Genomic DNA, 24,971 nt, shown 5'->3' on the forward strand with positions numbered 1-24,971 from the left:
CGCCCATTGAGTGATTAGAAACGGAAGGTTGCTGTTGCAATGACCTGACGCCCTGCGCCCCAGTAGCAAGCATATTCGCTATAGCAGCTGGAAACGTACTCGCGATCGAACAGATTATTGACGTTGATACCCAGCGACGAGCCCGGTAAACCAAAGCGCGCCAGATCGTATTTCACCGTCGCATCCATCAACGCGTAGCCCGCTACGCCGAAGGAATCATTTTGCTTCGCATCGGCGGTATCGTTTTTGTAGTAGCTAACCGTAGAGCCAACGTAGCGCGCACCGGCGCCAACCGTCAGGCCGCTCAGCGCGGTTTCGTGGAAGGTATAATCTGCCCACAGAGACGCCATATTACGCGGAACTTCCGCCGGACGTTTGCCGTTAAATATGGTGTCGTGCTGGTACTCAGCATCGGTGTAGGTATAGGCTGCAGTGAGGTTGATATTGGCATTCAGCGCCGCTTTAGCTTCCAGCTCCACGCCGCGAGCGCGGATCTCGCCGGTTTGAATGCTAAACGTCGTATTACGCGGATCTGCCGTCAGGTTTTTATCCTTGGTCAACTGGTACACCGCTGCCGTGACCACCACCGGCATATCTTTCGGCACATATTTCACGCCCGCTTCATACTGCTCGCCGCGCGACGGATCGAACGGTTTGCCGTCCAGGCTCGAGCCTGAAACCGGCTCAAATGACTGGCTGTAGCTGAAGTACGGAGAAATACCGTTGTCGAACAGGTAGTTAATACCACCGCGCCAGGTAAACTGCTGGTCGTGATTTTCGGCAAGGGTATTAGTGGAGCGCGTCAGCGTAGAGGTCGTAGCGTAGTCATAGCGTCCGCCCAGCGTCATCACCCACTTATCCCACTCCATCTGATCCTGGGCATAGAGGCCGGTCTGCTCCATCCGGTTGAGCACCGCGTACGGGAAGTACACCGAGACGTTTGGATTACCGTACTGCGGATTGGACATACCGATCGGATCTGCAGAACCATAGTCGGCATTGACGTCGTTACGCATGCGCGAATAGTCCACGCCGGTCAGCAGCTTATGGTCGACCGCGCCGGTGGCAAAGTCGGACTGCAGCTGGGTATCAACGGTGAACGTGTTGAGATGTTCATCAGAACGCACGTAAGCGCGGTTGATTTGTCCCGGCGCCGTGTAGCCGTTGCCGTAAACGGAGCGATACAGCGTATTGACGTCGGCGTAGCGCAGGTTCTGGCGTACGGTAAAGGTATCGTCAAACTGGTGTGAGAAGCTGTAGCCCACCATCTGCTGACGGCGCGACATCTTGTTGTTCGGCTCGCCTTCGTTGAAATCGGTCGGCAGCTTATGTGCCTTGCCGTTGGCGTCATAGTACGGCACCACGGTCCCTTCACGCGGGAGCCAGCCGTAGTAACCCGCATAAGGATCGCTCTGGAAATTGCTCAGGAAGGTGAAGTTGGTTTTATCATCCGGGCGCCAGCTAAAGGATGGCGCCACCGCGTAGCGGGTCGATTTCGCCATCTGCTGCTGCGCGTCCTGACTGCGGCCCAGGCCGGTCAAGCGATAGGACCATACGCCGCTATCATCAATTGCATCGCTAAAATCAAAGCCAGTCTGCCACAGGTTATCGGTACCCATTTTAAACTGAATTTCTCTCAGCGGCTCGGTCGTCGGGCGCTTGCTGACCATGCTGACTATACCGCCAGGGTTGCTGTTACCATACAGCACGGAGGTTGGCCCGCGCATCACTTCTACACGCTCGAGGAAGTAAGGGTCCATCGACACTTCAGAGTAGTTATTCCCCTGCAGCTTCATGCCATCCAGATACTGGTTGGTATTGACCGTTGTCGACGTCGTAAAGCCGCGAATCGTCACCACGTCATAGGTCGTCGAGCTGCCGCGAGTGGAGAAGACTCCTGGCGTATAGGCCAGCGCTTCTTTCACCGTTGTCGGCTGCTTCATCTCCATTTCCTGGCGGGTAACCACGGAAATCGACTGCGGCGTTTTTTCAATAGGGGTATCGGTTTTGGTGGCAGTTGCGGAGCGCTTTGCCGCGATAGTCGGGGCCGGCCCCCAGGCGTTTTCCTGGCTGACGGGCGCTGCGGTTACGGTAATGGTTTCTTCTTTTTTCGGTTCAACTGCCGCCTGTGCGTAGACAGACATGCCGCTAACCGCCGTGGCTACTACGACTGCGATTTTACGCAGCGAGTGATTTGGCTGAGCAGTTTTTAGACGCGCCATTGGTAGATCTCTGATAAAGGTGAATGATAACGTAAACGAGAATTATTATTATGACGGCTGACATAATAGGCGAAACGCGAAACGCAAGGCAAGCGATATGCCGCCGCGAAGATATTAAAGGCTGAATAAATAACCAGACGGTAATTGTGGAGTTAAGTGACTGTTAAGTAATCGACAGAAATGAAAAAGCCCTCGAATACTGAAGTATCAGAGGGCTGATGCTGTAACAACCTGTTCGCATCGCCTTTCAGGCCCCAGCGCGGCGGCCTGAAGAAGTTCGCAAATCGTTAATTACCGCCGAACATATCCTTAATCCAGCCCGCTACGCCGTCGCTTTTTTCCTGCTTCGGCGGCTGCTGGGTCGCCGGCTGCTGCTGCTGAGGCTGCTGGCCGGACTGATTAAACGGATTGTTCTGCTGCTGCTGCTCAAGCTGCTGCTGTTGCATCTGCTCGCCCTGGCGACAGAGCGCATCCGGCGCGGTGGTCCATACCGGCAGCGTACGCACCCCGCCGCTGCAGACGAAGTTACCGCTGCCGTCGACGCCCATATCCACCACGTCTTCCGGCGCCGTCAGCGCCAGCGGCGTTGGCGTCTGGTTGGCCAGATAGCGCTGATAAATCGACATCGCGCCGCTGGCACCGTACAACTTGGTCGGCTGGTTGTTATCGCGACCAACCCAGGTAATCGTCACCTGGCTTCCATCGATACCGGCGAACCACGTATCGACGTTATTGTTGGTGGTCCCGGTTTTACCCGCCAGATGCAGGCCCGGATATTTTGCCCCAAGCTGACGGCCGGTACCGCGCTGCACAACCTGCTGCATAGTCCACAGCGTCATGTAGGCAGCCTGCGCAGGAACCGCCCGCTCCGCCTGCGGATAGCTCTGGTACAGAACGGTGCCATCTTCGGCGATCACCGAACGCAGCGCCGACAGCGTCGCGCGGTTACCGCCGCTGGCGATGGTCTGGAACGCCTGCGCCACTTCAATCGGCGTCAGGTTCAGCGCCCCGAGGATCATCGCCGGTACCGGGCTGAGCTGACCCTTCGGCGCGCCCAGTTTAACCCAGGTATCAATGACCGCCGGCAGGCCCAGCGCCATCCCGAGGTTGACGGTCGGCACGTTCATCGAACGCGTCAGCGCGTCAACCAGCATCACCTGGCCGCTAAAGCGACGATCGTCGTTCTGCGGGGACCAGGTCTGGCCGTTGGAGAGACGAAGCGTCACCGGCGCATCGGCAATCGAAGTATTCAGGCGGTACTTGTTCGGCTGGCTTAACGCGGTCAGATAGGTCGCCGGCTTGGCCAGAGAGCCAATCGAACGACGGGCCTGCATCGCGCGGTTGTAGCCGGCAAACTGCGGCTCCGCGCCGCCGACCATCGCCCGCACCTCGCCGGTATAGCGGTCAACCACCACCATCGCGGTTTCCAGATCCGCCAGCTTACGCTGCTTCTTCAGCGCCGGGATCCCTTCGATGGCCGCCTTTTCCGCCGCGTCCTGGGCCACGGAGTCGAAGGTTGTAAAGATCTTCACGCCGGAGAGATCTTTTACCTTATCGCCCAGCTTCGCCTGCAGCTCCTGACGCACCATCTGCATAAATGCCGGCTGCGGAGAAATGACGCCGCCGCGCGGCTGCACGCCCAGAGGACGAGCGCTCAGCATGTCGTACAGCTCCTGGTCGATGACGTTCTGCTGCTGCAGCAGACGCAGAACCAGGTTACGCCGCTCCAGCGACAGCTTCGGATTGCGCCACGGGTTGTAAACCGAGGCGCCTTTTACCATCCCCACCAGCAGAGCCTGCTGATCGAGGCTCAGCTCCTCCACCGGGCGGCCAAAGTAGTAAAGGCTGGCCAGCGGGAAGCCGCGAATTTCGTTATCGCCGCTCTGGCCGAGGTACACCTCGTTCATATACAGCTCGAGGATGCGATCCTTGCTGTAGCGAGCGTCAACGATCAGCGCCATATAGGCTTCGTTGGCTTTACGCCAGTAGGAGCGCTCGCTGGAGAGGAACAGGTTTTTCACCAGCTGCTGGGTCAGGGTACTGGCGCCCTGCACCGTGCGCCCCGCCGTCAGGTTGGCCAGCACCGCACGGCCAATCGAGTAGAGGCTGATGCCGTCATGCTCGTAGAAGTGGCGGTCTTCGGTGGCCAGCAGGGTATCAACCAGCAGGTCCGGGAAGCCGCTGCGCTTAACGAACAGGCGCTGCTCGCCGTTGGCCGACTGCAGCATGGTGATCAGCCGCGGATCGAGGCGGAAGAAGCCAAACTGGCGGTTATTCTCCATGTTCTCGATCGTTTCCAGGCGATCGCCGTCAAAGGTCAGGCGCGCGCGCACCTGCCCTTCTTTACTGTCCGGGAAATCAAACGGACGGCGAATCATCTCGATGCTGTTGGCCTGCACGGTGTATTCGCCCGGGCGCGTCATCGCGCTCACCTGACGATACTGCGTGGCGTTCAGCAGGCGCACCATCTCGTTTTTGCTGATCTGCATATCGGGTTCGAGATTGACCATCCGGCCATATACCGCCGCCGGAAGCTCCCAAACCTTGCCGTCAATGCGGCTGCGGATCTTCTGATCGAGGTAGACACCGTAGGCGGCAACCAGCACCGCAACAACAATACCCAGCTTGACCAGCAGCCACAGCCAGGTACGTTTACGCCGAGGCTTGCTACCTTTGCCTTTCGCTTTCTTCGGCATCGGCTCTTCGTCCTCATAATCGTCGTCGTAATCATCGTCGTAGTCCTCGTCCCGAACCCGACGACGAGTCACTTTTTGTTTTGCCGGACGCGAGGGTTTACCCTTACGTCCGATAGGCTCGCGGTCATCTCCCGCCATGCTTTTTCTCCGCAACTTTCAGGCGTAAAAGCCTGATTCTCAATGCTTCCCCCTGCCAGAGGAAGAAGATATCTCTCAAATTCACGCCCGTGGGGTCTTATTCCTGCAGGCGGCCATCTATTGACTGTACTTCGCGCGGTCAGCGTCTCAGGGCGCAGCTATGATCGGTTTTCATGAGTTTAGTTAAAAAAATCATAAAATAAATCATTGTCTTACATACTTTACCTGCAGAGAATTTGGGGACATAGCACTAATAGTCCAGGGAACACAGGATAGCACTAAACCAGGATATGCTTAACCAGCATTTTACACCCCCAGGACGTAACAAAAGGGAAAATATTATGTTTTTTAATAACATAAATAATGTTCCCCACCGCTTCGCGCGCGTCAAGGTTTTCGGGCTCCACGCGGCGGATAAAAGCGGAAACTATCCGCCGCACGAAATATTATATTCGGACTGTGACAATAGATATTTTTCCCGTAAGTAAAGATAAATCTTAAACCATCCGCGGATAAAAGTGAGAGGCGCTTAACTATATATAATAATATGGTAATGCCTTCAATCGATAGAAAACCATGATATGCTACTGGTATTTAGGGCTTTCTATGGCTACCGTTACTGTTCATTGTCCTCGTTGCCATTCCGATTCTGTTTATCGCCATGGGCACAGCTGTTCCGGGCACGAGCGCTTTCGTTGCCGGTCATGTCGCCGCGTTTTTCAGCTGGCTTATACCTATGAAGCCAGAAAACCCGGTGTAAAAGAACAGATAGTTGAACTGGCACACAACGGTGCCGGCGTCCGCGATACCGCCAGAGTTCTTAAGGTCGGTATCAATACCGTCATACGGACATTAAAAAGCTCTCGCCGTCCCGGATAACCGCTTCTCCTGTCGCTCATGCCGATGTGGCACTCATCTGCGAGCTTGATGAGCAGTGGGGCTTTGTTGGCAGTAAAGCCCGGCAGCACTGGCTCTGGTATGCTTACAATACCAAAACGGGTGGCGTACTGGCTTATACTTTCGGCCCACGTACCGATGAGACATGTCGGGAACTGTTGGCCCTGTTGACGCCCTTTAGCATCGGCATGATTACCAGCGATAACTGGGGCAGTTATGCCAGAGAGGTGCCGAAGGAGATACATCTGACTGGTAAAATTTTCACACAGCGCATTGAGCGAAACAATCTGACGCTGCGAACCCGTATCAAGCGGCTGGCACGCAAAACAATATGTTTTTCACGTTCCATCGAATTGCACGAAAAGGTCATCGGTGCCTTCATCGAAAAGTACATGTTCTACTGATTGGAGGCATTACCCGTAGCCGCAGGCGCCCGCTATCTGAAGAATAAATGCAACCGCAGCGATCTGCCCGCCGACGAGGCCCTCACACAGGCCGCGTGGAATGTGGGGAAAAAAAGAGGATGGGGAAATATCGATTACGCGACCCTGGCTCAGCGCAGCGCGCAGATGTATCAACAGCTGCAGCAGGATAGCACTCCGGAAACCACCAAATGCAGTCAGTTTAATCGCCAGCTGGCGCCCTTTATTGCTGGCTTAGGTCGCGAATAAAATATCGCAGCCGGTTATTTTGTGTTTTATAGGCGCCTAATTTATTGCCCCTGCGGACTATCCGCAATAATACCGCCCGGCCAGTCATCCAGCGCCGCCAAAGTAAAGGTATTGCCCTTAAAGCTAAATACGGTTAAATCCTGCTGAATCTGCTCGATCACCAGATTCGGCAGCGGTGATTGCCCCTCCTGCCAGGACTGGCCGTTGAGAACAATTGTGCGCTTATCCTCGTGCGAAGCGTAAATATGCGCGCTGTAGCGTAATGCCGGTAAATACCCCTCCTCTAAACTCTCATCCTCAGCGTTCTTTACGCTGGCCTGCGCCTTTTTCTTTGTCGAAGTCTTTGCCGGATCCGGAGTGGGGGCCGGCATAGAATGGCTAAGCGGCACCAGCGCCGCGTGCGCCACCGGCGCCAGCGACGTTTGCGCGACCGGCGCGCTTCGCCACTGCTCGCCGCCAAACCAGCCCAGCGCGATAAATAACCCGGCGTAGAGCGGCACGGTCAGCCAGGGAACCTGCACCATTCCGCCGACCGCTACCGGCGATTGCGCATCCCGCATGCTTACCGCAGGCATCGCGCACACTTCATCATGGCGAATCATCACACGTTTTCTCCTGATCGCGGAAGAACCGCAACGGACCAGGCCGGCAGCGTAATCGTACCATCGGCGGCGATCTCAACGCCGCGTTTGTGCCGCTGACGGAGGCGGTTATCGGCGCGATGGCGGGCTACGTATCGCTCTGGGCGGTGTACTGGGTATTTCGCCTGCTGACCGGCAAGGAGGCGCTGGGATACGGCGATTTTAAGCTGCTGGCGGCGCTCGGCGCGTGGTCCGGCTGGCAGGCGCTGCCCAATACGCTGCTGCTGGCCTCCGCCAGCGGGCTGATCTGCACCCTGGTCCAGCGCCGGCTCACCCGCCGGGCGCTGGACCAGCCGCTGGCCTTCGGCCCCTGGCTGGCGCTGGCCGGCGGCGGCCTGTTCCTGTGGGCCCAGGCGGCATAGACCGGGCTCAGTTCGACCCCGGCGACGCATACTTTTTGGTGCGCCGGGTCGCCGCGGCGTTTGCCGGATCGTCCGGCCAAACGTGTTTGGGGTAGCGCCCCTTCATCTCCTTTTGCACTTCCCGATAGGCGCCCTGCCAGAAGGCACTGAGATCGCGGGTGATTTGCAGCGGGCGCTGGGCGGGCGACAGCAGCTCCAGCACCAGCGCCATGCGGCCCTGGGCAATCGTCGGGGTCGTCGCTTCGCCAAACATCTCCTGCATGCGTACCGCCAGCGCCGGCGGGTTCTCCTCATGGTAGCGAATGGCGATCCGGCTGCCCGTCGGCACCACGTAGTGGGTTGGCAGCTCGCTATCGAGCTTCTGGCGCAGCGGCCACGGCAGCCAGTTTTGCAGCGCCTGGCGAATATCCAATGCCCGGAGCGCGCGCAGCGAGTGCACGCCGCTCATTTGCGGCAGCAGCCACGCCTCCAGGGTAGCCAGCAGCGAAGCCTCATCCACCGCCGGCCATGCCTCCTCCGGCAGCCACTGCGCCGCGCAGTGCAGGCGCAGACGGAGCTGCTCCGCCTCCGCGGTCCAGTTCAGCACGCCGAGGCCTTTATCGCGAATGCCGTTGAGCATCGCCCGGTGCAGCTCCTCTTCCGACGGTTTTGCCAGCGGCTGAGTTTTGATCACCAGCTGGCCGATACAGGTGCGGCGCCAGGCCTTCAGCGTTCCCTGCGCTTCATCCCACTCCACGGTATCGGAGCGCTGCGCCAGATCCGGCAGCTGCTCCAGCAGCGCGGTAATATCCAGCGGTTGCGCAAGTAAAATGCGCGCATCCGGCGACGCGCTCCCCTGCAGCAGCAGCGGCGCGATCAGCCACTCGTGGCGTCCGAGCGCGTCATCGGCGTTAAGCATCGCCCCCATGCCATTGGCCAGCTGATAGCGCCCCTCCTGGCCGCGGCGGCGGGCAATCCGGTCGGCAAAGGCCGGCGCCAGCAGCACCGCCGCGCGCTGCGCGTCCGGATGTCCCCCGCGACCGCCGAGGCGCTTCAGCAGCTGCTGCGCCCGCTGCTGCCAGCCAGGCTGCTGGCGGGCAAACGCCGAGCCAAGATCGCTATTACCGCCGCGCGGCGGCTCTTCGAGGATCGCCGCCAGCTTAGCCGCCGTTGCCGCCGCATCGGGAGAGTCCGCCGCGATCAGCATGGCCGCCAGGCGCGGATCGTTGCCCAGCGCGACCATTTTCCGCCCGAGCGCCGACAGCCTGCCGCCCTCCAGCGCCGAGAGCGCCGTCAGCAGGCGCCGGGCCGCCGCCAGGTTGACTTCCGGCGGCAGATCCAGCCAGCGGAGTTCGGCGGGATCGTGACATCCCCACTGCAGCAGCTCCAGCAGCAGCGACGACAGATCGCTTTGCAGGATCTCCGGGTCGCTCTGCGCCGCCGCGCGCTCCGCCTGTTCTTTCGCGATCAGATGCAGGCAAATACCGGGCTCCAGACGCCCGGCGCGGCCGGCGCGCTGGGTCATGGAGGCCTGGCTGATGCGCTGAGTTAGCAGGCGGGTTAAGCCGCTGCGGGCGTCAAAGCGGGCAACCCGCTCCTGGGCGCTATCCACCACCAGACGAATCCCCTCAATAGTCAGGCTGGTTTCGGCGATATTGGTCGCCAGCACCACCTTGCGCGTGCCCTTCGCCGCCGGCAGAATCGCCTTACGCTGCTCGCTCAGCGGCAGCGCTCCGTACAAGGGGCAGATCGCTACATCGTCGGCCACCCGCCCGGCCAGTTGTTCCTGTACCCGCTGAATTTCGCCGACGCCGGGGAGAAACAGCAGCATCGACCCGCTCTCCTGGCGCAGCAGCTCGGCGGCGGCTATCGCCACCGCCTCATCAAAGCGCTGGTGCGCGGCGAGCGCCTGATAGCGCTTCTCCACCGGGAAAGCCCGACCTGCGGAGGTAATTACCGGCGCCTGCGACAGCAGCCGCTGCAGGCGATCGTTGTCCAGCGTCGCCGACATAATCAGTAGCCTGAGATCGTCGCGCAGGCCCTGCTGCACGTCGAGCAGCAGGGCGAGGGCCAGATCCGCCTGCAGGCTGCGTTCGTGGAACTCATCGAGGATCACCAGCCCCACGCCCGTCAGCTCGGGATCGTGCTGGAGCGTGCGCGTCAGGATCCCCTCGGTGACCACTTCGATGCGGGTATTCGGCCCGACGCAGGTCTCCGCGCGCATCCGGTAGCCCACGGTCTCGCCCGGCTTCTCGCCCAGCAGTTCGGCCAGCCGCTGCGCCACGTTGCGCGCCGCCAGCCGGCGCGGTTCCAGCAGAATAATGCGCCCATCGTTCTGGCCCGCCGCGAGGATTTGCAGCGGCAGCCAGGTCGATTTACCGGCGCCGGTTGGCGCATTGAGCAGCACCTGCGGCGCCTGCTGCAGAGCGGAGAGAAGTTCGGGGAGGACGGCGGCAACCGGCAATGAGGACACGAAAGGCTCCAGGGCTTAACATTCAGGGGCAGGCATTGTAGCATCACGCCAGACTTGCCGTCTTTCGCGTTGTAGATCCGCTGCAGGTTGACATTCATCGCACTGAAATGATTAGCGGGTATTTATCATGTCCGAGCCGAAAAGGCTGTTTTTCGCCCTTGAACTGCCTGAAGAGGTGCAGCGACAGATCGTCGACTGGCGCGCCCTGAGCTTCCCGGATGACGCCGGCAGAGCGGTGGCAAAAGACAATCTGCACCTGACGCTGGCGTTTCTTGGCGAGGTCAGCGCGGATAAGCAGCGCGCGCTGGCGGCGCTGGCGGGACGCATTCGCCAGCCCGGCTTTACGCTGACCCTCGACGATGCCGGACAGTGGCTGCGTTCGCGGGTGGTGTGGCTCGGTACGCGCCAGCCGCCGCGCGGCGTGCTGCAGCTGGCCGGCATGCTGCGCGCCCAGGCGGCCCGCAGCGGCTGCTATCAGAGCCCGCAGCCGTTCCACCCGCATATCACCCTGCTGCGCGACGCCCGCAGCGCGGTACCCATTCCGCCGCCCGGCTTCAGCTGGACGTTTGCGGTGCGTGAATTTGTACTTTATGAATCCAGTTTTGCCCGCGGACGCACCCGCTATACCGCGCTGGAACGTTATCCCTTCAACAAGGAAAGCTGATGCAGTTCAACCCACCGCTCCAGTCCGCCATCCTGATTAAACGTTACAAACGATTTCTGGCCGACGTGGTAACCCCCGACGGGCAGGAGCTGACCCTGCACTGCCCGAACACCGGGGCGATGACCGGCTGCGCTACTCACGGCGATACCGTCTGGTACTCGACGTCGGATAACCCAAAGCGCAAATATGCCCATACCTGGGAATTAACCGAAACCCAGCAGGGCGCAACAATTTGCGTAAATACTTTACGCGCCAATACGCTGGCGAAAGAGGCGATACTGGCGGGAAATATTCGCGAACTTTCTGGATATAACACGCTGAAAAGTGAGGTGAAATATGGTGATGAGAGTAGCCGCATCGATATTATGTTACAGGCAGAAGAACGACAAAACTGCTATATTGAAGTGAAATCGGTTACCTTAGCGGAAAAAGAGAGCGGTTATTTTCCCGATGCGGTCACCGAGCGCGGCCAGAAGCACCTGCGGGAGCTGATGGGCGTAGCGGCGGCGGGCGATCGGGCGGTTATTTTGTTCGCCGTGCTGCATTCGGCTATCGACCGTTTTTCTCCCGCTCACCACATTGATGCCAGATACGCACAGCTATTGATTGAAGCGCAAACCAAGGGGGTTGAAATTCTCGCCTATAAAGCGGAACTTTCTACCGAGATGATGACTCTGAATAAGCCGATTACCGTGACATTAACCCCCGGTGAAAAAACGGCTAAATAGTGTCCGGGTCGCGAGCGCAAATACGCTTTTCTTCACAGGGTTGTCAAGTGTAACGTTTAGATAATTGCTATCCGGAAAAGCATCTGCTATTTATAGCGGCCTGATTTTTCCCCCACCATGGGGATCGATAGTGCGTGTTAAGGAGAAGCAACATGCAAGAAGGGCAAAACCGTAAAACATCGTCCCTGAGTATTCTCGCCATCGCTGGGGTGGAGCCGTACCAAGAGAAACCGGGCGAAGAGTATATGAACGAAGCCCAGCTAGCGCACTTCAAGCGTATTCTTGAAGCATGGCGTAATCAACTCAGGGATGAAGTGGATCGCACCGTATCACACATGCAGGATGAAGCCGCTAACTTCCCGGACCCGGTCGATCGTGCCGCCCAGGAAGAGGAGTTCAGCCTCGAGCTGCGTAACCGCGATCGCGAACGTAAACTGATCAAAAAGATCGAAAAAACGCTGAAGAAAGTCGAAGACGAAGATTTCGGCTTTTGTGAATCCTGTGGCGTTGAGATCGGCATTCGCCGTCTGGAAGCGCGTCCGACCGCAGATCTGTGCATCGATTGCAAAACTCTGGCGGAAATTCGCGAAAAACAGATGGCTGGCTAATCCACTTCGCTATCGTATCTCCGGCGGGAGTCTCTCCCGCCTACATGCTCTGTAGACCATGAATGACTCACCCTATATCGGCCGCTTTGCCCCCTCCCCCTCCGGCGAACTCCACTTCGGCTCATTGATTGCCGCCCTTGGCAGCTATCTCCAGGCGCGGGCAAAAAACGGCATCTGGCGCGTACGCATTGAGGATATCGACCCGCCGCGGGAGGTTCCCGGCGCCGCCGATACCATTCTGCGCCAGCTTGAGCACTACGGCCTGCGCTGGGATGGCGAAGTGCTGTGGCAGTCGCAGCGTCATGAAGCCTACCGCGAGCGCCTTGCCTGGCTGCATGAGCAGGGGCTGTGCTATTACTGCACCTGTACCCGCGCGCGTATTCACGCCGTCGGCGGCGTCTATGACGGCCACTGCCGCGATCTGCGGCTGCCGGCTCAGAACGCCGCTCTGCGCATACGCCAGACGCGACCGGTACTTGAGTTTTATGACCAGCTGCGCGGCACCCTCGTTGCCGACGAGCCGCTGGCGCGCGAAGATTTTATTATCCACCGCCGCGACGGCCTGTTCGCCTATAATCTTGCGGTAGTGGTGGACGATCGTTTCCAGGGCGTGACTGAGATAGTCCGCGGCGCCGATCTTATTGAGCCGACGGTAAGGCAGATTTCTCTCTATCAGCACTTCGGCTGGCAGGCGCCGGATTACCTGCATCTGCCGCTGGCGCTGAACGCCGAGGGGAATAAACTCTCCAAACAAAATCACGCCCCGCCGCTGTCGGAGGGCGATCCGCGTCCCGAAATTATACGGGCGCTAATGTTTCTTAATCAGGATGTTGAGCAGGAGTGGCGGGCGTTGAGTCTCGATGATTTACTCAAGAATGCGGTGGCGAACTGGAAAGCGGAAAAAATCCAGCATTCTCAAATCACTCTTGCTGAGCTATGATTAGCCGCTATTTTTCTCTTCGCCTTTCAAGTTGCTCCTGCGTTGGCTGCACTTGTTCACTCCAGTCACATAGTTATCTATGCTTCTGGGACTCACAAGTTTGCCACCTTGCTGCAACCCGAAATGCATAGAGTAATATTTTGATCTGAAGTCCGTCTGACACTACGAGGTGCAACATTTTTACCCGAGTCGCTAATTTTTGCCGTAAGGTGCTAAGCCGTGAGGAGCGCGAGGCAGAAGCCGCCGTCGAACAAACGCATATGACGGTTATCCCGCGTGAACAGCATGCAATTTCCCGCAAAGATATCAGTGATAATGCCCTCAAGGTGCTCTATCGACTGAACAAGGCGGGCTACGAAGCCTATCTCGTCGGCGGTGGCGTACGCGACCTCCTGCTCGGCAAGAAACCGAAAGATTTCGACGTCACCACCAGCGCGACCCCGGATCAGGTACGTAAACTGTTCCGCAACTGCCGCCTGGTCGGCCGCCGTTTCCGCCTGGCTCACGTCATGTTCGGGCCGGAGATTATCGAAGTCGCCACCTTCCGCGGCCACCACGAAGGGCATACCACCGATCGCGTCACCTCGCAGCTCGGCCAGAACGGTATGCTGCTGCGCGATAACATCTTCGGCTCCATCGAAGAAGATGCCCAGCGCCGCGACTTCACCATTAACAGCCTTTACTACAGCGTTGCCGACTTTACCGTACGCGATTACGTTGGCGGCATGAAGGATCTGCAGGAAGGCGTTATCCGCCTGATTGGCGATCCGGAAACCCGCTACCGCGAAGATCCGGTACGCATGCTGCGCGCGGTGCGCTTTGCCGCCAAGCTCAATATGAGCATCAGCGCAGAAAGCGCCGAGCCGATCCCGCGCCTGGCGGCGCTGCTGCACGACGTCCCTCCGGCGCGTCTGTTTGAAGAAGTGCTCAAGCTGCTGCAGGCGGGCTACGGTTTTGATACCTATACGCTGCTGCGCGAATACAACCTGTTCCAGCCGCTGTTCCCGACCATCACCCGCTACTTTACCGAGCGCGGCGATAGCCCGATGGAACACATCATCACCCAGGTGCTGAAGAACACCGATAACCGCATCCATAACGATATGCGCGTTAACCCGGCGTTCCTGTTCGCGGTGATGTTCTGGTATCCGCTGCTGGAAATGGCGCAGAAAATTGCCCAGGAGAGCGGTCTGGCGTACAACGACGCCTTCCTGCTGGCGATGAACGACGTGCTGGACGAAGCTTGCCGTACGCTGGCGATTCCGAAGCGCATCACCACCCTGGTGCGCGATATCTGGCAGCTGCAGCTGCGGATGTCCCGCCGCCAGGGCAAACGCGCGTGGAAGCTGATGGAGCATCCAAAATTCCGCGCCGCGTACGATCTGCTTGAGCTGCGCGCCGGCGCCGAAAAGAACGGCGAGCTGCTGCGCCTGAGCAAATGGTGGGGCGAGTTCCAGGTTGCTCCGCCGCCGGATCAAAAAGATATGCTGAACGAGCTCGATGAAGAGCCGGCGCCGCGCCGTCGCCATCGTCGTCCACGCAAACGCGCCCCGCGCCCGGGCGGCGCATGACGCTCGCCTTTATCGCCCTCGGCAGCAATCTGGCCTCTCCGCTGGAGCAGGTGAATGCTGCCGTCGCCGCGCTGGCGGAGATCCCCCAAAGCCGGATCGTCGCCGTCTCCTCTTTCTACCGCACGCCGCCGCTGGGGCCGCAGGATCAGCCTGATTATCTCAACGCCGCCGTCGCGCTGGAGACCGGGCTTGCCGCAGAAGAGCTGCTGAATCATACCCAGCGCATCGAGCTGCAGCAGGGTCGCGAACGCAAGGCCGAACGCTGGGGTCCGCGCACGCTCGATCTCGATATCATGCTGTTTGGCGAGCAGGTTATTGTCAGCGAACGCCTGACGGTACCGCACTACGATATGGAAAACCGCGGATTTATGCTGTGGCCGCTGTTTGAGATTGCCCCCGAGCTCCGTTTTCCTGACGGCGTCGCGTTACGCAGCGTACTGACCCGGCTCGCCGCCGATAAACCCGCTCTCTGGTAGGCCCCGCGCCCTTTCACAATTACGGCGATCGTCGTTATCGGTTGCCTAAAACCGTTGCCCCCTCCAGTGCTGCTGTTAGAATGCCGGTTAATATGACTTTCATCATCAGGAAACGTTATGAAACCGACCACTATCGCCCTGCTGCAGAAATGCAAACAGGAGAAGAAGCGCTTCGCCACCATCACCGCCTACGACTATAGCTTCGCCAGGCTGTTTGCCGATGAAGGCATCAACGTGATGCTGGTTGGCGACTCACTGGGCATGACGGTACAGGGCCACGACTCCACGCTGCCGGTGACGGTCGAAGACATTGCCTACCACACCCGGGCGGTACGTCGCGGCGCTCCGGCCTGCCTGCTGCTCGCCGACCTGCCGTTTATGGCCTACTCCACGCCGGAACAGACCTTCGCTAACGCCGCCGTGGTGATGCGCGCGGGGGCGAATATGGTCAAGATCGAAGGCGGCGCGTGGCTGGCTGAGACCGTCAAAATGCTGACGGAACGGGCGGTACCGGTTTGCGGCCATCTTGGCCTGACGCCGCAGTCGGTTAACGTTTTTGGCGGCTATAAGGTCCAGGGACGCGGCGATGCGGCGCAGACGCTGCTTGACGACGCGCTGGCGCTGGAAGCCGCAGGCGCGCAGCTGCTGGTGCTGGAGTGCGTGCCGGTCGAACTGGCCCAGCGCGTGACCGACGCGTTGACTATCCCGGTGATCGGCATCGGCGCCGGCAACGTTACCGACGGGCAAATCCTCGTGATGCACGACGCCTTCGGCATCACCGGCGGCCATATTCCTAAATTCGCTAAAAATTTCCTCGCCGCAGCTGGCGACATGCGCGCGGCGGTACGGCAGTATATTGCCGAAGTGGAGTCCGGCGTCTATCCGGGCGAAGAACACAGTTTCCATTAAGGAGTCTTGTTGTGCTGATTATTGAATCCCTGCCGCTGCTGCGTCAGCATATCCGCCGTTTACGTCAGGAAGGCAAGCGCATTGCGCTGGTCCCTACCATGGGCAACCTGCATGACGGTCATATGAAGCTGGTTGATGAAGCGAAAGCCAGCGCTGACGTCGTGGTGGTCAGCATTTTCGTGAACCCGATGCAGTTCGACCGCCCCGACGATTTGACGCGCTACCCGCGCACGCTGCAGGACGATTGCGAGAAGCTGAACAAACGCAAAGTGGACTTCGTATTCGCACCGGCTCCGGCGGAGATCTATCCGCACGGCACCGAAAATCAGACCTACGTCGATGTTCCCGGCCTGTCGACCATGCTTGAAGGGGCCAGCCGTCCGGGCCACTTCCGCGGCGTCTCCACCATCGTCAGCAAGCTGTTCAACCTGGTACAGCCGGACGTCGCCTGCTTTGGCGAGAAGGACTTCCAGCAGCTGGCGCTGATCCGCAAGATGGTTGCCGACATGGGCTACGATATCGAGATTATCGGCGTACCGATTATCCGCGCCAAAGATGGCTTAGCGCTCAGTTCACGCAACGGCTACCTGACCGCTGACCAGCGCAAGATCGCTCCAGGGCTGTATAAAGTGCTGAATAGCGTGGCGGAAAAGCTGGCGGCCGGCGACCGTAACCTGGATGAAATGATCACCCTTGCCGGGCAGGAGCTGGACGAAAAGGGCTTCCGCTCTGACGATATTCAGATCCGCGATGCCGATACGCTGCTGGAGCTCACCGAGACCAGCCAGCGGGCGGTGCTCCTGATGGCAGCATGGCTTGGCCAGGCGCGGCTTATCGACAATAAAATCGTCGAGCTCGGCCGGTAGACAAAGGTTAAAAATCGGGCAATACTGCCCGGCATTTGCTCAAGCGGATGCGACATCCGCTTCGTTTTCGTCAGGTAGATACCCGCAATAGTTCGAGTGCAGCCAGCCTGTATGCCGCTTGAAGTATGACGGGAATAAAGGTAGACACTATGATTCGTAATATGCTGCAGGGCAAACTCCACCGCGTAAAAGTCACCCAGGCCGATCTGCACTATGAAGGCTCCTGCGCTATTGACCAGGATTTCCTTGATGCCTCCGGGATCCTCGAAAATGAGGCGATCCATCTCTGGAACGTGACCAACGGTAACCGCTTCACCACCTACGCCATTGCCGCCGAGCGCGGTTCCAGAATCATTTCCGTTAACGGCGCGGCGGCGCACTGCGCCAGCGTCGGCGATATTCTGATCATCGCCAGCTTCGTCACCATGAGCGATGAAGAAGCCCACAGCTGGCGGCCAAAGGTGGCCTATTTTGAAGGCGACAACGAGATGAAGCGCCAGGCCAAAGCCATTCCGGTCCAGGTTGCCTGATGCCTTGCGACGCCCTGTTCAGGACGGGCGTCGAGCTACCCCTGCGGCTGGTTGCTGATCAGCCGCGACATCGTCTCCAGCGAATCGGTGCGCAGAATATAGAGCCGCTTCAATAAGAACGGATTATCCCCCGGTTTCACCTTCCCTCTCACCGTGGTCACCGCCATATGAAAACCGGCGTCGTTCGCCGCCTTCACCGCCGTAGCGTTATAGCCGCCAAATGGATAGGAGAGATAGAGCACGTGCGGATTAAACTGCGACAGCGCGCGGCGCGAGTGCTCAAAATCAAACAGGATGTTGTGGTAGCTGCGGCTCAGCAGAATCGGATGACGCAGGGCGTCAACCCGGTGCAGGAAGTGGGTATGGGACTGGACGTCAAAGACGTCCTGAATCTGCTTTAGCTCAGAAACACTCATAAACTGCAGCGATTTCGGATCCCACTTCTGCGGGTGGCGCTTAATACGCGAGGAGATAATAAACGCCGTGGCGTGAAAGCCATACTGCCTGAGGATCGGCCAGGCGTAGCGGTTGACCGACTTCAGGCCGTCATCAAAGGTGATCGCCACCGCGCGCGCCGGCAGGTTGATCTTATTGCGCACGTAGCCTTCCAACTGATACATGGTCAGGGTGGTGTAGCCCTGGTCGCGCAGCCAGGTCATCTGGTTGCTGAAGGCGCGAACGGAGGTGGTGGTCGAGGTATGGCGAAAGCGGGTGTTCTCTTCATCACGCAGGATATGGTGATAGGTGAGGATCGGAATGCCGTTATCCTGCTGGGCGTCGAGGCTGCTGACCCACGCCAGGCGATTGCCGATACGAATTTGCAGCCAGGTCTGATTGAGCCGATCTTTTAGCTTGCTGATTATCGGATAGCGCAGATTATTCGCCAGGGTGCCGAACGGCGCGCTGCCGCTGGATGGCGCGTCGTAGACCGGGGTATCTTTCCAGGTGAGCAGGTTTTGATTGCTCAGCGGCTTGTGCAAATCGCCGAGGCTGTCCTCCACCCGCTGCTTGCCCTGCACCGGCCCCAGATGGCCTTTATCGATAAAGCCGGTGCCAAAGCCGAAGCTGAACTCATAATAGTCGGCGGAGGTCGGCACCACGGCAATAATTTGCCCGGCGCGGATATTGCCGACGCTGACCACCTCATTACCGATCTGCGCCCAGATCGCCGCGTCTTCGGAGACTTGCATATAGCGAGCAGGCACGCCCTGCTGGCTTAACAGGCTGGCGGAGGCGCTGAGCGAAGTCAGCAGGAGGAGCAGAGCAAGGATTCGGGCAAACATCGACGTCTAACCGCTGGAAAAAACTGCCGCCATTGTAACAAAAGCGCCATCAATACCAACGCCTAATTGCCGAACGCTTCATGCTGCAGGCGGAAAGGCGGATTTTTTTGCTGCTGGTGCCAGAGGCTGCTGACGGCCGGGCCTCCGACGCTAACTATCGCCTCGCGAAACGCTGCGCTGCTCAGGCTCTCGCGCAGAAGATACATTTGCTCTAACAATGGATAGTCGATTCCGGAAATCACTTCGCAGTGGGTATGCTTATGGCTCATTAGCGCCGCGACCCGATACGGCGCCGCGCCGGTTTCATCGGTCAGGAAGATCGCCCCATCGCCGCTATCGACCGCGTGCAGGGCGTCGCACATCATCCGGCTCAGCATATTGCTGCTGAGGTTACGCCAGTAGTTCACCGTCCGACACTGCACCAGCGGCCCATATCTTTTTTCCAGCCGGTCCAACAGCTCCTGCGCCTTCTCGTCATGACACGCAATAACCCAACCTAACATCGCCTACCTCCTTAGCAGGAGGCTAATTTAACAAGGGGAATGATTGATGTCGGTGATGTCAGTCAAGATTAGCCGCTGGCGCTTCGCCTAATCGCGCAGCGAAGCGCCAGAAACGGCCCGCTAGCTGCGTAGGCCGCGTCCACGCTGGATCAGAGACCAGCACAGCAGATAGAAGGCGACGATAAACACCACCAGTACGCCAAAGGTGGTAATCAGCGGAACATCGTTGATGCCGAGGAAGCCGTAGCGGAAGCCGCTGATCATATAGACGATCGGGTTAAGGTACGACAGCGCCTGCCAGAACGGCGGCAGCAGGGTCAGGGAGTAGAAGACCCCACCGAGGTAGGTCAGCGGCGTCAGCACGAAGGTCGGGATCAGGCTGATATCGTCGAAGGTTTTGGCAAATACCGCATTCAGCAGGCCCGCCAGCGAGAAGAGGATCGCCGTCAGGATCAGCGTCAGCCCGACGAACAGCCAGGAGTGAACCTGGAACGGGACGAAGAACAGCGAGATCGCGGTGACGAGGATCCCGACGAACAGCCCGCGCGCCACGCCGCCGCCAACGTAGCCGATGATAACCACGTGCGTCGGCACCGGCGCCACCAGCAGCTCCTCAATATTGCGCTGGAACTTAGCGCTGAAAAACGAGGAGGCCACGTTGGCGTAGGCGTTGGTGATCACCGCCATCATAATCAGGCCCGGCACGATAAACTGCATATAGGTGAAACCGTGCATTTCACCGATGCGCGAACCGATCAGGTTGCCAAAAATGACGAAATAGAGCGTCATGGTGATCACCGGCGGCACCAGCGTCTGGATCCAGATACGCATAAAACGGTGGATCTCTTTGGCCCAGATGCTTTTCAGCGCGACCCAGTACAGCTGCATCATGCTGACTCTCCTTTCCTGTCATGTACCAGCGTGACAAACAGCTCTTCCAGGCGGTTGGCTTTGTTACGCATGCTTAAAACCTGAACGCCCTGCGCGCTCAGCTGAGAAAATACGCTGTTGATCCCCTGCTCGCGCAGCACTTCAACTTCCAGGGTTGAAGTGTCCACCAGCCGATACTGATAGCCTTCGAGCATCGGCAGCGGGCTTTTCGGCGCCAGATCGAGAATAAAGGTTTCCGATTTTAGCTTCGCCAGCAGCGACTTCATGGAGGTGTTCTCCACCAACTCCCCGCGCTGAATAATGCCGATATTGCGGCACAGCATCTCCGCCTCTTCCAGGTAGTGGGTGGTGAGGATAATAGTGGTGCCTTTATCGTTCAAATCCTTGAGGAACCCCCACATCGAGCGGCGAAGTTCGATATCCACGCCCGCCGTCGGCTCATCAAGGATCAGCAGTTTCGGCTCGTGCATCAGGGCGCGGGCGATCATCAGCCGGCGCTTCATGCCGCCGGATAGCATCCGCGCGCGCTCGCCGCGTTTTTCCCATAAATCGAGCTGTTTCAGGTATTTTTCGCTGCGTTTTACCGCTTCTTTACGCTCAACGCCGTAGTAGCCCGCCTGGTTGACGACGATCTGCTGCACGGTTTCGAAGGGGTTAAAGTTAAACTCCTGCGGCACCAGGCCGAGCTGACGCTTGGCGTTAACCACGTCCTTCTGCAGGTCGTAACCAAAGACGTTGACCTGGCCAGAGGTTTTGTTTACCAGCGAGCTGATAATGCCAATCGTGGTGGATTTACCCGCACCGTTAGGACCCAGCAGCGCGTAAAAGTCGCCCGCTTCAACCTGCAGATCGATTCCCCGCAGCGCCTGAACCCCGCCGGGGTAGGTTTTAGTCAGCTGTTTTAATTCCAGAGCAATGGTCATTAAATGTCTCTTCTCGTGTCGTGACACGCGATGGGTTGTTTTAAAAAACGTGAGGTTAACCTATATTAGCGCAACGCACTTACCTGGTTATAGGCCGTGAACGTCCATGAACGATATAGATACACTCATCAGCAATAATGCACTATGGTCAAAAATGCTGGTGGAAGAAGATCCCGGTTTTTTTGCAACCCTGTCGCAGGCGCAAAAACCGCGCTTTCTGTGGATTGGATGTTCTGATAGCCGCGTACCCGCCGAACGGTTAACCGGCCTCGAGCCTGGCGAACTGTTTGTGCACCGCAACGTCGCCAACCTGGTGATTCATACCGACCTGAACTGTCTTTCCGTGGTGCAGTACGCCGTTGACGTGCTGGAGGTCGAACATATCATCATCTGCGGCCACTACGGCTGCGGCGGCGTGCAGGCGGCGATTGAAAACACCGAGCTCGGCCTGATTGATAACTGGCTGCTGCATATTCGCGATATCTGGTTTAAACACAGCTCGCTGCTGGGCGAGATGCCCGAAGAGCGCCGGCTTGATACGCTGTGCGAGCTGAACGTGATGGAGCAGGTCTATAACCTGGGCCACTCAACGATTATGCGCTCGGCGTGGAAACGCGGGCAGAAGGTGACGATCCACGGCTGGGCCTACGGCATTCACGATGGGCTGCTGCGCGATCTCGACGTGACCGCCGTCAGCCGCGAAACCCTCGAACAGCGCTACCGCCACGGAATTTCCAACCTCAAAATTAAGCACGTCAACCACAAGTAGCCGACGTGCTTTACGTATCCGGGCAGGCGGCGCGCCGCTTAGCCGGGTGCCGCCATATTGCTCACCTGCGCCCTACTCGTCCAGCAGCACCACTTTGCCCACGTACGGCAGATGGCGATAGCGCTGGGCGTAATCAATACCGTAGCCGACCACGAACTCGTCAGGGATAGCAAAGCCGACAAACTCAACCGGGACGCTCACCTCGCGACGGCTCGGCTTATCGAGCAGCGTGCAGATGGCCAGCGATTTCGGCTCGCGCAGGCTGAGGATCTCACGCACTTTGGAGAGCGTGTTGCCGGAGTCGATGATGTCTTCCACGATCAGGACGTCTTTACCGCGAATGTCTTCATCCAGATCCTTGAGGATTTTAACGTCGCGGGTTGTCGACATACCGCTGCCGTAGCTGGAAGCGGTCATAAAATCGACTTCATGCGGCACCAGAACTTCGCGGCACAGGTCGGCCATAAACATAAATGAGCCGCGCAGCAGCCCCACCAGCACCATTTCGCTGCCGCTGTCTTTGTAGCATTCGTTGATTTGACGACCCAGCTCGGCGATACGTGCTTTGATCTCGGCTTCCGGGATCATCACTTCTACAGTATGTTTCATTAAACTAACCACTTGATTCTTAATGTAAATCATCAAAGCCGCTGCTCTCACATCGACGTTGACCGGCAAGCTGAGCAGTATACCAGTAAAAAGAAATCTGCGGTGCAGGGAATAATAAAAGCCATTTTGTGATTCCGATCACACTTGTTAAATCCTATAATTAATTGCATCTAAAATATTAACAAACAAAACGAGTAACCTTCTATGGCAGAAACAAAACCTCAACAATCGCGGCGTCTCGTCGTGACGCTGACTGCTCTCTTTGCCGCGTTCTGCGGTCTCTATCTTTTAGTTGGCGGGATATGGCTGGCCGCTATCGGCGGCTCCTGGTACTACCCGATTGCCGGTCTGGTTATGCTCGCCGTCACCGTAATGCTGCTGCGCGGTAAGCGTTCTGCGCTTTGGCTGTACGCCGCGCTGCTTCTTGCCACGATGGTCTGGGGAGTCTGGGAGGTCGGCTTCGACTTCTGGGCGCTCACCCCGCGCAGCGATATCCTGGTATTCTTCGGCATCTGGCTGATTTTGCCCTTCGTCTGGCGTCGTCTGCCCGTCCCTTCCGCCGGCGCGGTGGCCGGGCTGGTTATCGCCCTGCTAATCAGCGGCGGCATCCTGACCTGGGCCGGATTTAACGATCCGCAGGAAGTGAACGGCACCCTGAGCGCCGACGCCACGCCTGCGGCGCCAATCTCCGCCGTTGCCGACGGCGACTGGCCGGCCTATGGTCGTAACCAGGAGGGCCAGCGCTATTCGCCGCTGAAGCAAATCAACGCCGATAACGTGAAGAACCTCAAGGAAGCCTGGGTGTTCCGCACCGGCGATCTGAAGCAGGCAAACGATCCGGGTGAGATCACTAACGAAGTGACGCCGATTAAGGTCGGCAACATGCTCTACCTGTGTACCGCCCACCAGCGCTTGTTCGCCCTCGACGCGGCAACCGGGAAAGAGAAGTGGCACTTCGATCCGCAGCTGAACTCGGACCCGTCGTTCCAGCACGTAACCTGCCGCGGCGTCTCTTACCACGAAGCGAAAGCGGAAAACGCGCCGGCCGATGTCGTCGCCAACTGCCCGCGCCGCATCATCCTGCCGGTCAACGATGGTCGCCTGTTCGCCATTAACGCCGACAACGGTCAGCTGTGCGAATCCTTTGCCAATAAAGGGATCCTCAACCTGCAGACCAATATGCCGGTGACCACCCCGGGGATGTACGAGCCGACATCACCGCCGATCGTCACCGATACCACAATTATCATCGCCGGCGCGGTGACCGATAACTTCTCCACCCGCGAGCCGTCAGGCGTGATTCGCGGTTTCGACGTCAATACCGGCAAGCTGCTGTGGGTATTCGATCCGGCGGCAAAAGATCCGAACGCGATTCCCGACGACCAGCACCACTTTACGCTGAACTCCCCGAACTCGTGGGCGCCTGCGGCCTATGACGCGAAGCTGGATTTAATCTATCTGCCGATGGGCGTCACCACGCCGGATATCTGGGGCGGCAACCGTACGCCGGAGCAGGAGCGCTTCGCCAGCTCGATCGTGGCGCTGAACGCAACCACCGGTAAACTGGCGTGGAGCTACCAGACCGTGCATCACGATCTGTGGGATATGGATATGCCGTCGCAGCCAACCCTCGCAGATATCGACGTCAACGGTAAGACCGTACCGGTTATCTACGCGCCGGCCAAAACCGGTAACATCTTCGTTCTCGACCGTCGTAACGGCGAGCTGGTGGTCCCGGCGCCGGAAAAACCAGTTCCGCAGGGCGCGGCGAAAGGCGATTACGTCAACAAAACGCAGCCGTTCTCCGACCTGAGCTTCCGGCCGAAGAAAGATCTGACCGGCGCGGATATGTGGGGCGCCACCATGTTCGACCAGCTGGTGTGCCGCGTTATCTTCCACCAGCTGCGCTATGAAGGTATCTTCACCCCGCCGTCAGAGCAGGGCACGCTGGTGTTCCCGGGTAACCTCGGGATGTTCGAATGGGGCGGTATCTCCGTCGATCCGAACCGCCAGGTGGCAATTGCCAACCCGATGGCGCTGCCGTTCGTCTCTAAGCTGATCCCACGCGGTCCGGGCAACCCGATGGAGCCGCCAAAAGATGCCAAAGGTTCCGGTACCGAATCCGGCATCCAGCCGCAGTATGGCGTGCCGTACGGCGTGACCCTCAACGCCTTCCTGTCGCCGTTTGGCCTGCCGTGCAAACAGCCGGCCTGGGGCTATATCTCGGCGCTGGATCTGAAGACCAACGAAGTGGTATGGAAAAAACGCATCGGGACGCCGCAGGACAGCCTGCCGTTCCCGATGCCCGTCCAGTTGCCGTTTAACCTCGGCATGCCAATGCTGGGCGGCCCGATCTCCACGGCGGGTAACGTGCTGTTTATTGGCGCTACCGCGGATAACTACCTGCGCGCATACAATATGAGCAACGGTGAGAAGCTGTGGCAGGCGCGCCTGCCGGCGGGCGGTCAGGCGACGCCGATGACCTACGAGGTAGATGGCAAGCAGTATGTGGTCATCTCCGCCGGCGGCCACGGTTCGTTCGGGACCAAAATGGGCGACTATATCGTCGCTTACGCCCTGCCGGACGAGGCCAAATAAACGCTGAAGTCGAAGAGCAGAAGG

General features: G+C 58.6%; 22 protein-coding genes and 1 pseudogene. 14 read left to right on the plus strand and 9 right to left on the minus strand.

Translation table 11 applies throughout. The features are described from left to right. Positions 1 to 14: 14 nt before the first annotated feature. Both fhuA and mrcB read right to left on the minus strand, forming a co-directional pair. A complete protein-coding gene (gene fhuA / locus AC1M2H_RS22580) occupies positions 15 to 2,222 on the minus strand; it encodes a ferrichrome porin FhuA (protein ID WP_480149128.1) in 2,208 nt (735 codons plus the stop codon). Between the two features lie 287 nt (positions 2,223 to 2,509). Then, complete coding sequence (gene mrcB / locus AC1M2H_RS22585; RefSeq protein WP_480149129.1) at positions 2,510 to 5,056, minus strand: bifunctional glycosyl transferase/transpeptidase; 2,547 nt, start codon at positions 5,054 to 5,056, stop codon at positions 2,510 to 2,512. Positions 5,057 to 5,662: 606 nt separating this feature from the next. On the opposite strand from mrcB, the gene AC1M2H_RS22590 reads away from it, so the two are divergent. Beyond that, positions 5,663 to 6,357, plus strand: a protein-coding gene (locus AC1M2H_RS22590) for an IS1 family transposase (RefSeq protein ID WP_480147781.1) whose coding sequence is annotated in 2 segments (ribosomal slippage) — positions 5,663 to 5,909 and positions 5,909 to 6,357 — 696 coding nt in all. Because the reading frame shifts where the segments join, the coding sequence is not laid out codon by codon here. Next, positions 6,358 to 6,624, plus strand: a complete 267-nt coding sequence (gene gspS / locus AC1M2H_RS22595; protein WP_480149130.1) for a type II secretion system pilot lipoprotein GspS — start codon at positions 6,358 to 6,360, stop codon at positions 6,622 to 6,624. It abuts the gene before it with no gap. Between the two features lie 41 nt (positions 6,625 to 6,665). Here the strand turns inward: gspS and gspB are convergent, their stop codons facing one another. Next, complete coding sequence (gene gspB / locus AC1M2H_RS22600) at positions 6,666 to 7,229, minus strand: type II secretion system assembly factor GspB (protein ID WP_480149131.1); 564 nt, start codon at positions 7,227 to 7,229, stop codon at positions 6,666 to 6,668. Positions 7,230 to 7,321: 92 nt separating this feature from the next. On the opposite strand from gspB, the pseudogene AC1M2H_RS22605 reads away from it, so the two are divergent. After that, positions 7,322 to 7,627: pseudogene (locus AC1M2H_RS22605) on the plus strand (prepilin peptidase); the annotation flags it as partial. Between the two features lie 7 nt (positions 7,628 to 7,634). On the opposite strand, the gene hrpB reads toward AC1M2H_RS22605, so the two are convergent. Beyond that, positions 7,635 to 10,079 carry an ATP-dependent helicase HrpB gene (hrpB, locus tag AC1M2H_RS22610; RefSeq protein ID WP_480149132.1) on the minus strand — a complete coding sequence of 815 codons (2,445 nt, stop codon included), beginning with the start codon at positions 10,077 to 10,079 and terminating at the stop codon, positions 7,635 to 7,637. A gap of 127 nt (positions 10,080 to 10,206) precedes the next feature. On the opposite strand from hrpB, the gene thpR reads away from it, so the two are divergent. The 9 genes from thpR (at position 10,207) to panD (ending at position 17,371) form a co-directional block, all read left to right on the plus strand. Beyond that, positions 10,207 to 10,743, plus strand: a complete 537-nt coding sequence (gene thpR / locus AC1M2H_RS22615) for an RNA 2',3'-cyclic phosphodiesterase (protein WP_480149133.1) — start codon at positions 10,207 to 10,209, stop codon at positions 10,741 to 10,743. Continuing rightward, a complete protein-coding gene (gene sfsA, locus AC1M2H_RS22620; RefSeq protein WP_480149134.1) occupies positions 10,743 to 11,471 on the plus strand; it encodes a DNA/RNA nuclease SfsA in 729 nt (242 codons plus the stop codon). Before thpR ends, sfsA begins: the two co-directional genes overlap by 1 nt. Positions 11,472 to 11,623: 152 nt before the next feature. Continuing rightward, positions 11,624 to 12,079 (plus strand): RNA polymerase-binding protein DksA, encoded by a 456-nt coding sequence (gene dksA / locus AC1M2H_RS22625; protein ID WP_004858018.1) that lies wholly within the window; start codon positions 11,624 to 11,626, stop codon positions 12,077 to 12,079. 58 nt (positions 12,080 to 12,137) lie between these two features. Further along, positions 12,138 to 13,019, plus strand: a complete 882-nt coding sequence (gene gluQRS / locus AC1M2H_RS22630; protein ID WP_480149135.1) for a tRNA glutamyl-Q(34) synthetase GluQRS — start codon at positions 12,138 to 12,140, stop codon at positions 13,017 to 13,019. Between the two features lie 176 nt (positions 13,020 to 13,195). Next, positions 13,196 to 14,590 (plus strand): polynucleotide adenylyltransferase PcnB, encoded by a 1,395-nt coding sequence (gene pcnB, locus AC1M2H_RS22635; RefSeq protein ID WP_480152019.1) that lies wholly within the window; start codon positions 13,196 to 13,198, stop codon positions 14,588 to 14,590. Continuing rightward, a complete protein-coding gene (gene folK / locus AC1M2H_RS22640) occupies positions 14,587 to 15,066 on the plus strand; it encodes a 2-amino-4-hydroxy-6-hydroxymethyldihydropteridine diphosphokinase (protein WP_480149136.1) in 480 nt (159 codons plus the stop codon). Before pcnB ends, folK begins: the two co-directional genes overlap by 4 nt. A gap of 117 nt (positions 15,067 to 15,183) precedes the next feature. Then, positions 15,184 to 15,975, plus strand: a complete 792-nt coding sequence (gene panB, locus AC1M2H_RS22645) for a 3-methyl-2-oxobutanoate hydroxymethyltransferase (RefSeq protein WP_480149137.1) — start codon at positions 15,184 to 15,186, stop codon at positions 15,973 to 15,975. An 11-nt stretch (positions 15,976 to 15,986) separates the two neighbouring features. After that, the gene (gene panC / locus AC1M2H_RS22650) at positions 15,987 to 16,841 is read left to right on the plus strand and encodes a pantoate--beta-alanine ligase (protein ID WP_480149138.1); all 855 of its coding nucleotides are present in this window, start codon (positions 15,987 to 15,989) and stop codon (positions 16,839 to 16,841) included. Positions 16,842 to 16,990: 149 nt separating this feature from the next. Next, a complete protein-coding gene (gene panD, locus AC1M2H_RS22655) occupies positions 16,991 to 17,371 on the plus strand; it encodes an aspartate 1-decarboxylase (RefSeq protein ID WP_480149139.1) in 381 nt (126 codons plus the stop codon). A gap of 35 nt (positions 17,372 to 17,406) precedes the next feature. Here panD and AC1M2H_RS22660 read toward each other — a convergent pair whose 3' ends face one another. The 4 genes from AC1M2H_RS22660 to AC1M2H_RS22675 form a co-directional block, all read right to left on the minus strand. After that, complete coding sequence (locus tag AC1M2H_RS22660; RefSeq protein WP_480149140.1) at positions 17,407 to 18,654, minus strand: polysaccharide deacetylase family protein; 1,248 nt, start codon at positions 18,652 to 18,654, stop codon at positions 17,407 to 17,409. A gap of 62 nt (positions 18,655 to 18,716) precedes the next feature. Beyond that, positions 18,717 to 19,157 carry a PTS sugar transporter subunit IIA gene (locus tag AC1M2H_RS22665; protein ID WP_480149141.1) on the minus strand — a complete coding sequence of 147 codons (441 nt, stop codon included), beginning with the start codon at positions 19,155 to 19,157 and terminating at the stop codon, positions 18,717 to 18,719. 120 nt (positions 19,158 to 19,277) lie between these two features. Then, positions 19,278 to 20,048: an ABC transporter permease gene (locus tag AC1M2H_RS22670; RefSeq protein WP_480149142.1), complete on the minus strand. Its 771-nt coding sequence runs from the start codon at positions 20,046 to 20,048 to the stop codon at positions 19,278 to 19,280. Next, positions 20,045 to 20,971 carry an ABC transporter ATP-binding protein gene (locus AC1M2H_RS22675; protein ID WP_480149143.1) on the minus strand — a complete coding sequence of 309 codons (927 nt, stop codon included), beginning with the start codon at positions 20,969 to 20,971 and terminating at the stop codon, positions 20,045 to 20,047. The genes AC1M2H_RS22670 and AC1M2H_RS22675 overlap by 4 nt, the downstream gene beginning before the upstream one ends. Positions 20,972 to 21,077: 106 nt before the next feature. Here AC1M2H_RS22675 and can point away from each other — a divergent pair, with 106 nt between their 5' ends. Continuing rightward, on the plus strand, positions 21,078 to 21,740 hold the full coding sequence (gene can / locus AC1M2H_RS22680; protein ID WP_045859826.1) for a carbonate dehydratase: 663 nt from the start codon (positions 21,078 to 21,080) through the stop codon (positions 21,738 to 21,740). Between the two features lie 72 nt (positions 21,741 to 21,812). Here can and hpt read toward each other — a convergent pair whose 3' ends face one another. Next, entirely contained in the window at positions 21,813 to 22,349 is a 537-nt protein-coding gene (gene hpt, locus AC1M2H_RS22685; RefSeq protein ID WP_480149144.1) for a hypoxanthine phosphoribosyltransferase, read from the minus strand. Positions 22,350 to 22,553: 204 nt separating this feature from the next. Between hpt and AC1M2H_RS22690 the strand changes: the two genes are divergently transcribed. Then, positions 22,554 to 24,947, plus strand: a complete 2,394-nt coding sequence (locus AC1M2H_RS22690) for a glucose/quinate/shikimate family membrane-bound PQQ-dependent dehydrogenase (protein WP_480149145.1) — start codon at positions 22,554 to 22,556, stop codon at positions 24,945 to 24,947. Positions 24,948 to 24,971 lie beyond the last annotated feature (24 nt).

This window comes from Klebsiella sp. F11, assembly GCF_056712265.1.

What these genes read in the sequence shown, in the direction of transcription:
- fhuA (WP_480149128.1), bottom strand. Translation starts at nt 2,222, where the DNA reads ATGGCGCGTCTAAAAACTGCTCAGCCAAATCACTCGCTGCGTAAAATC.
- mrcB (WP_480149129.1), bottom strand. Translation starts at nt 5,056, where the DNA reads ATGGCGGGAGATGACCGCGAGCCTATCGGACGTAAGGGTAAACCCTCG.
- thpR (WP_480149133.1), top strand. Translation starts at nt 10,207, where the DNA reads ATGTCCGAGCCGAAAAGGCTGTTTTTCGCCCTTGAACTGCCTGAAGAG.
- sfsA (WP_480149134.1), top strand. Translation starts at nt 10,743, where the DNA reads ATGCAGTTCAACCCACCGCTCCAGTCCGCCATCCTGATTAAACGTTAC.
- dksA (WP_004858018.1), top strand. Translation starts at nt 11,624, where the DNA reads ATGCAAGAAGGGCAAAACCGTAAAACATCGTCCCTGAGTATTCTCGCC.
- gluQRS (WP_480149135.1), top strand. Translation starts at nt 12,138, where the DNA reads ATGAATGACTCACCCTATATCGGCCGCTTTGCCCCCTCCCCCTCCGGC.
- folK (WP_480149136.1), top strand. Translation starts at nt 14,587, where the DNA reads ATGACGCTCGCCTTTATCGCCCTCGGCAGCAATCTGGCCTCTCCGCTG.
- panB (WP_480149137.1), top strand. Translation starts at nt 15,184, where the DNA reads ATGAAACCGACCACTATCGCCCTGCTGCAGAAATGCAAACAGGAGAAG.
- panD (WP_480149139.1), top strand. Translation starts at nt 16,991, where the DNA reads ATGATTCGTAATATGCTGCAGGGCAAACTCCACCGCGTAAAAGTCACC.
- AC1M2H_RS22660 (WP_480149140.1), bottom strand. Translation starts at nt 18,654, where the DNA reads ATGTTTGCCCGAATCCTTGCTCTGCTCCTCCTGCTGACTTCGCTCAGC.
- AC1M2H_RS22665 (WP_480149141.1), bottom strand. Translation starts at nt 19,157, where the DNA reads ATGTTAGGTTGGGTTATTGCGTGTCATGACGAGAAGGCGCAGGAGCTG.
- AC1M2H_RS22670 (WP_480149142.1), bottom strand. Translation starts at nt 20,048, where the DNA reads ATGATGCAGCTGTACTGGGTCGCGCTGAAAAGCATCTGGGCCAAAGAG.
- AC1M2H_RS22675 (WP_480149143.1), bottom strand. Translation starts at nt 20,971, where the DNA reads ATGACCATTGCTCTGGAATTAAAACAGCTGACTAAAACCTACCCCGGC.
- can (WP_045859826.1), top strand. Translation starts at nt 21,078, where the DNA reads ATGAACGATATAGATACACTCATCAGCAATAATGCACTATGGTCAAAA.
- hpt (WP_480149144.1), bottom strand. Translation starts at nt 22,349, where the DNA reads ATGAAACATACTGTAGAAGTGATGATCCCGGAAGCCGAGATCAAAGCA.
- AC1M2H_RS22690 (WP_480149145.1), top strand. Translation starts at nt 22,554, where the DNA reads ATGGCAGAAACAAAACCTCAACAATCGCGGCGTCTCGTCGTGACGCTG.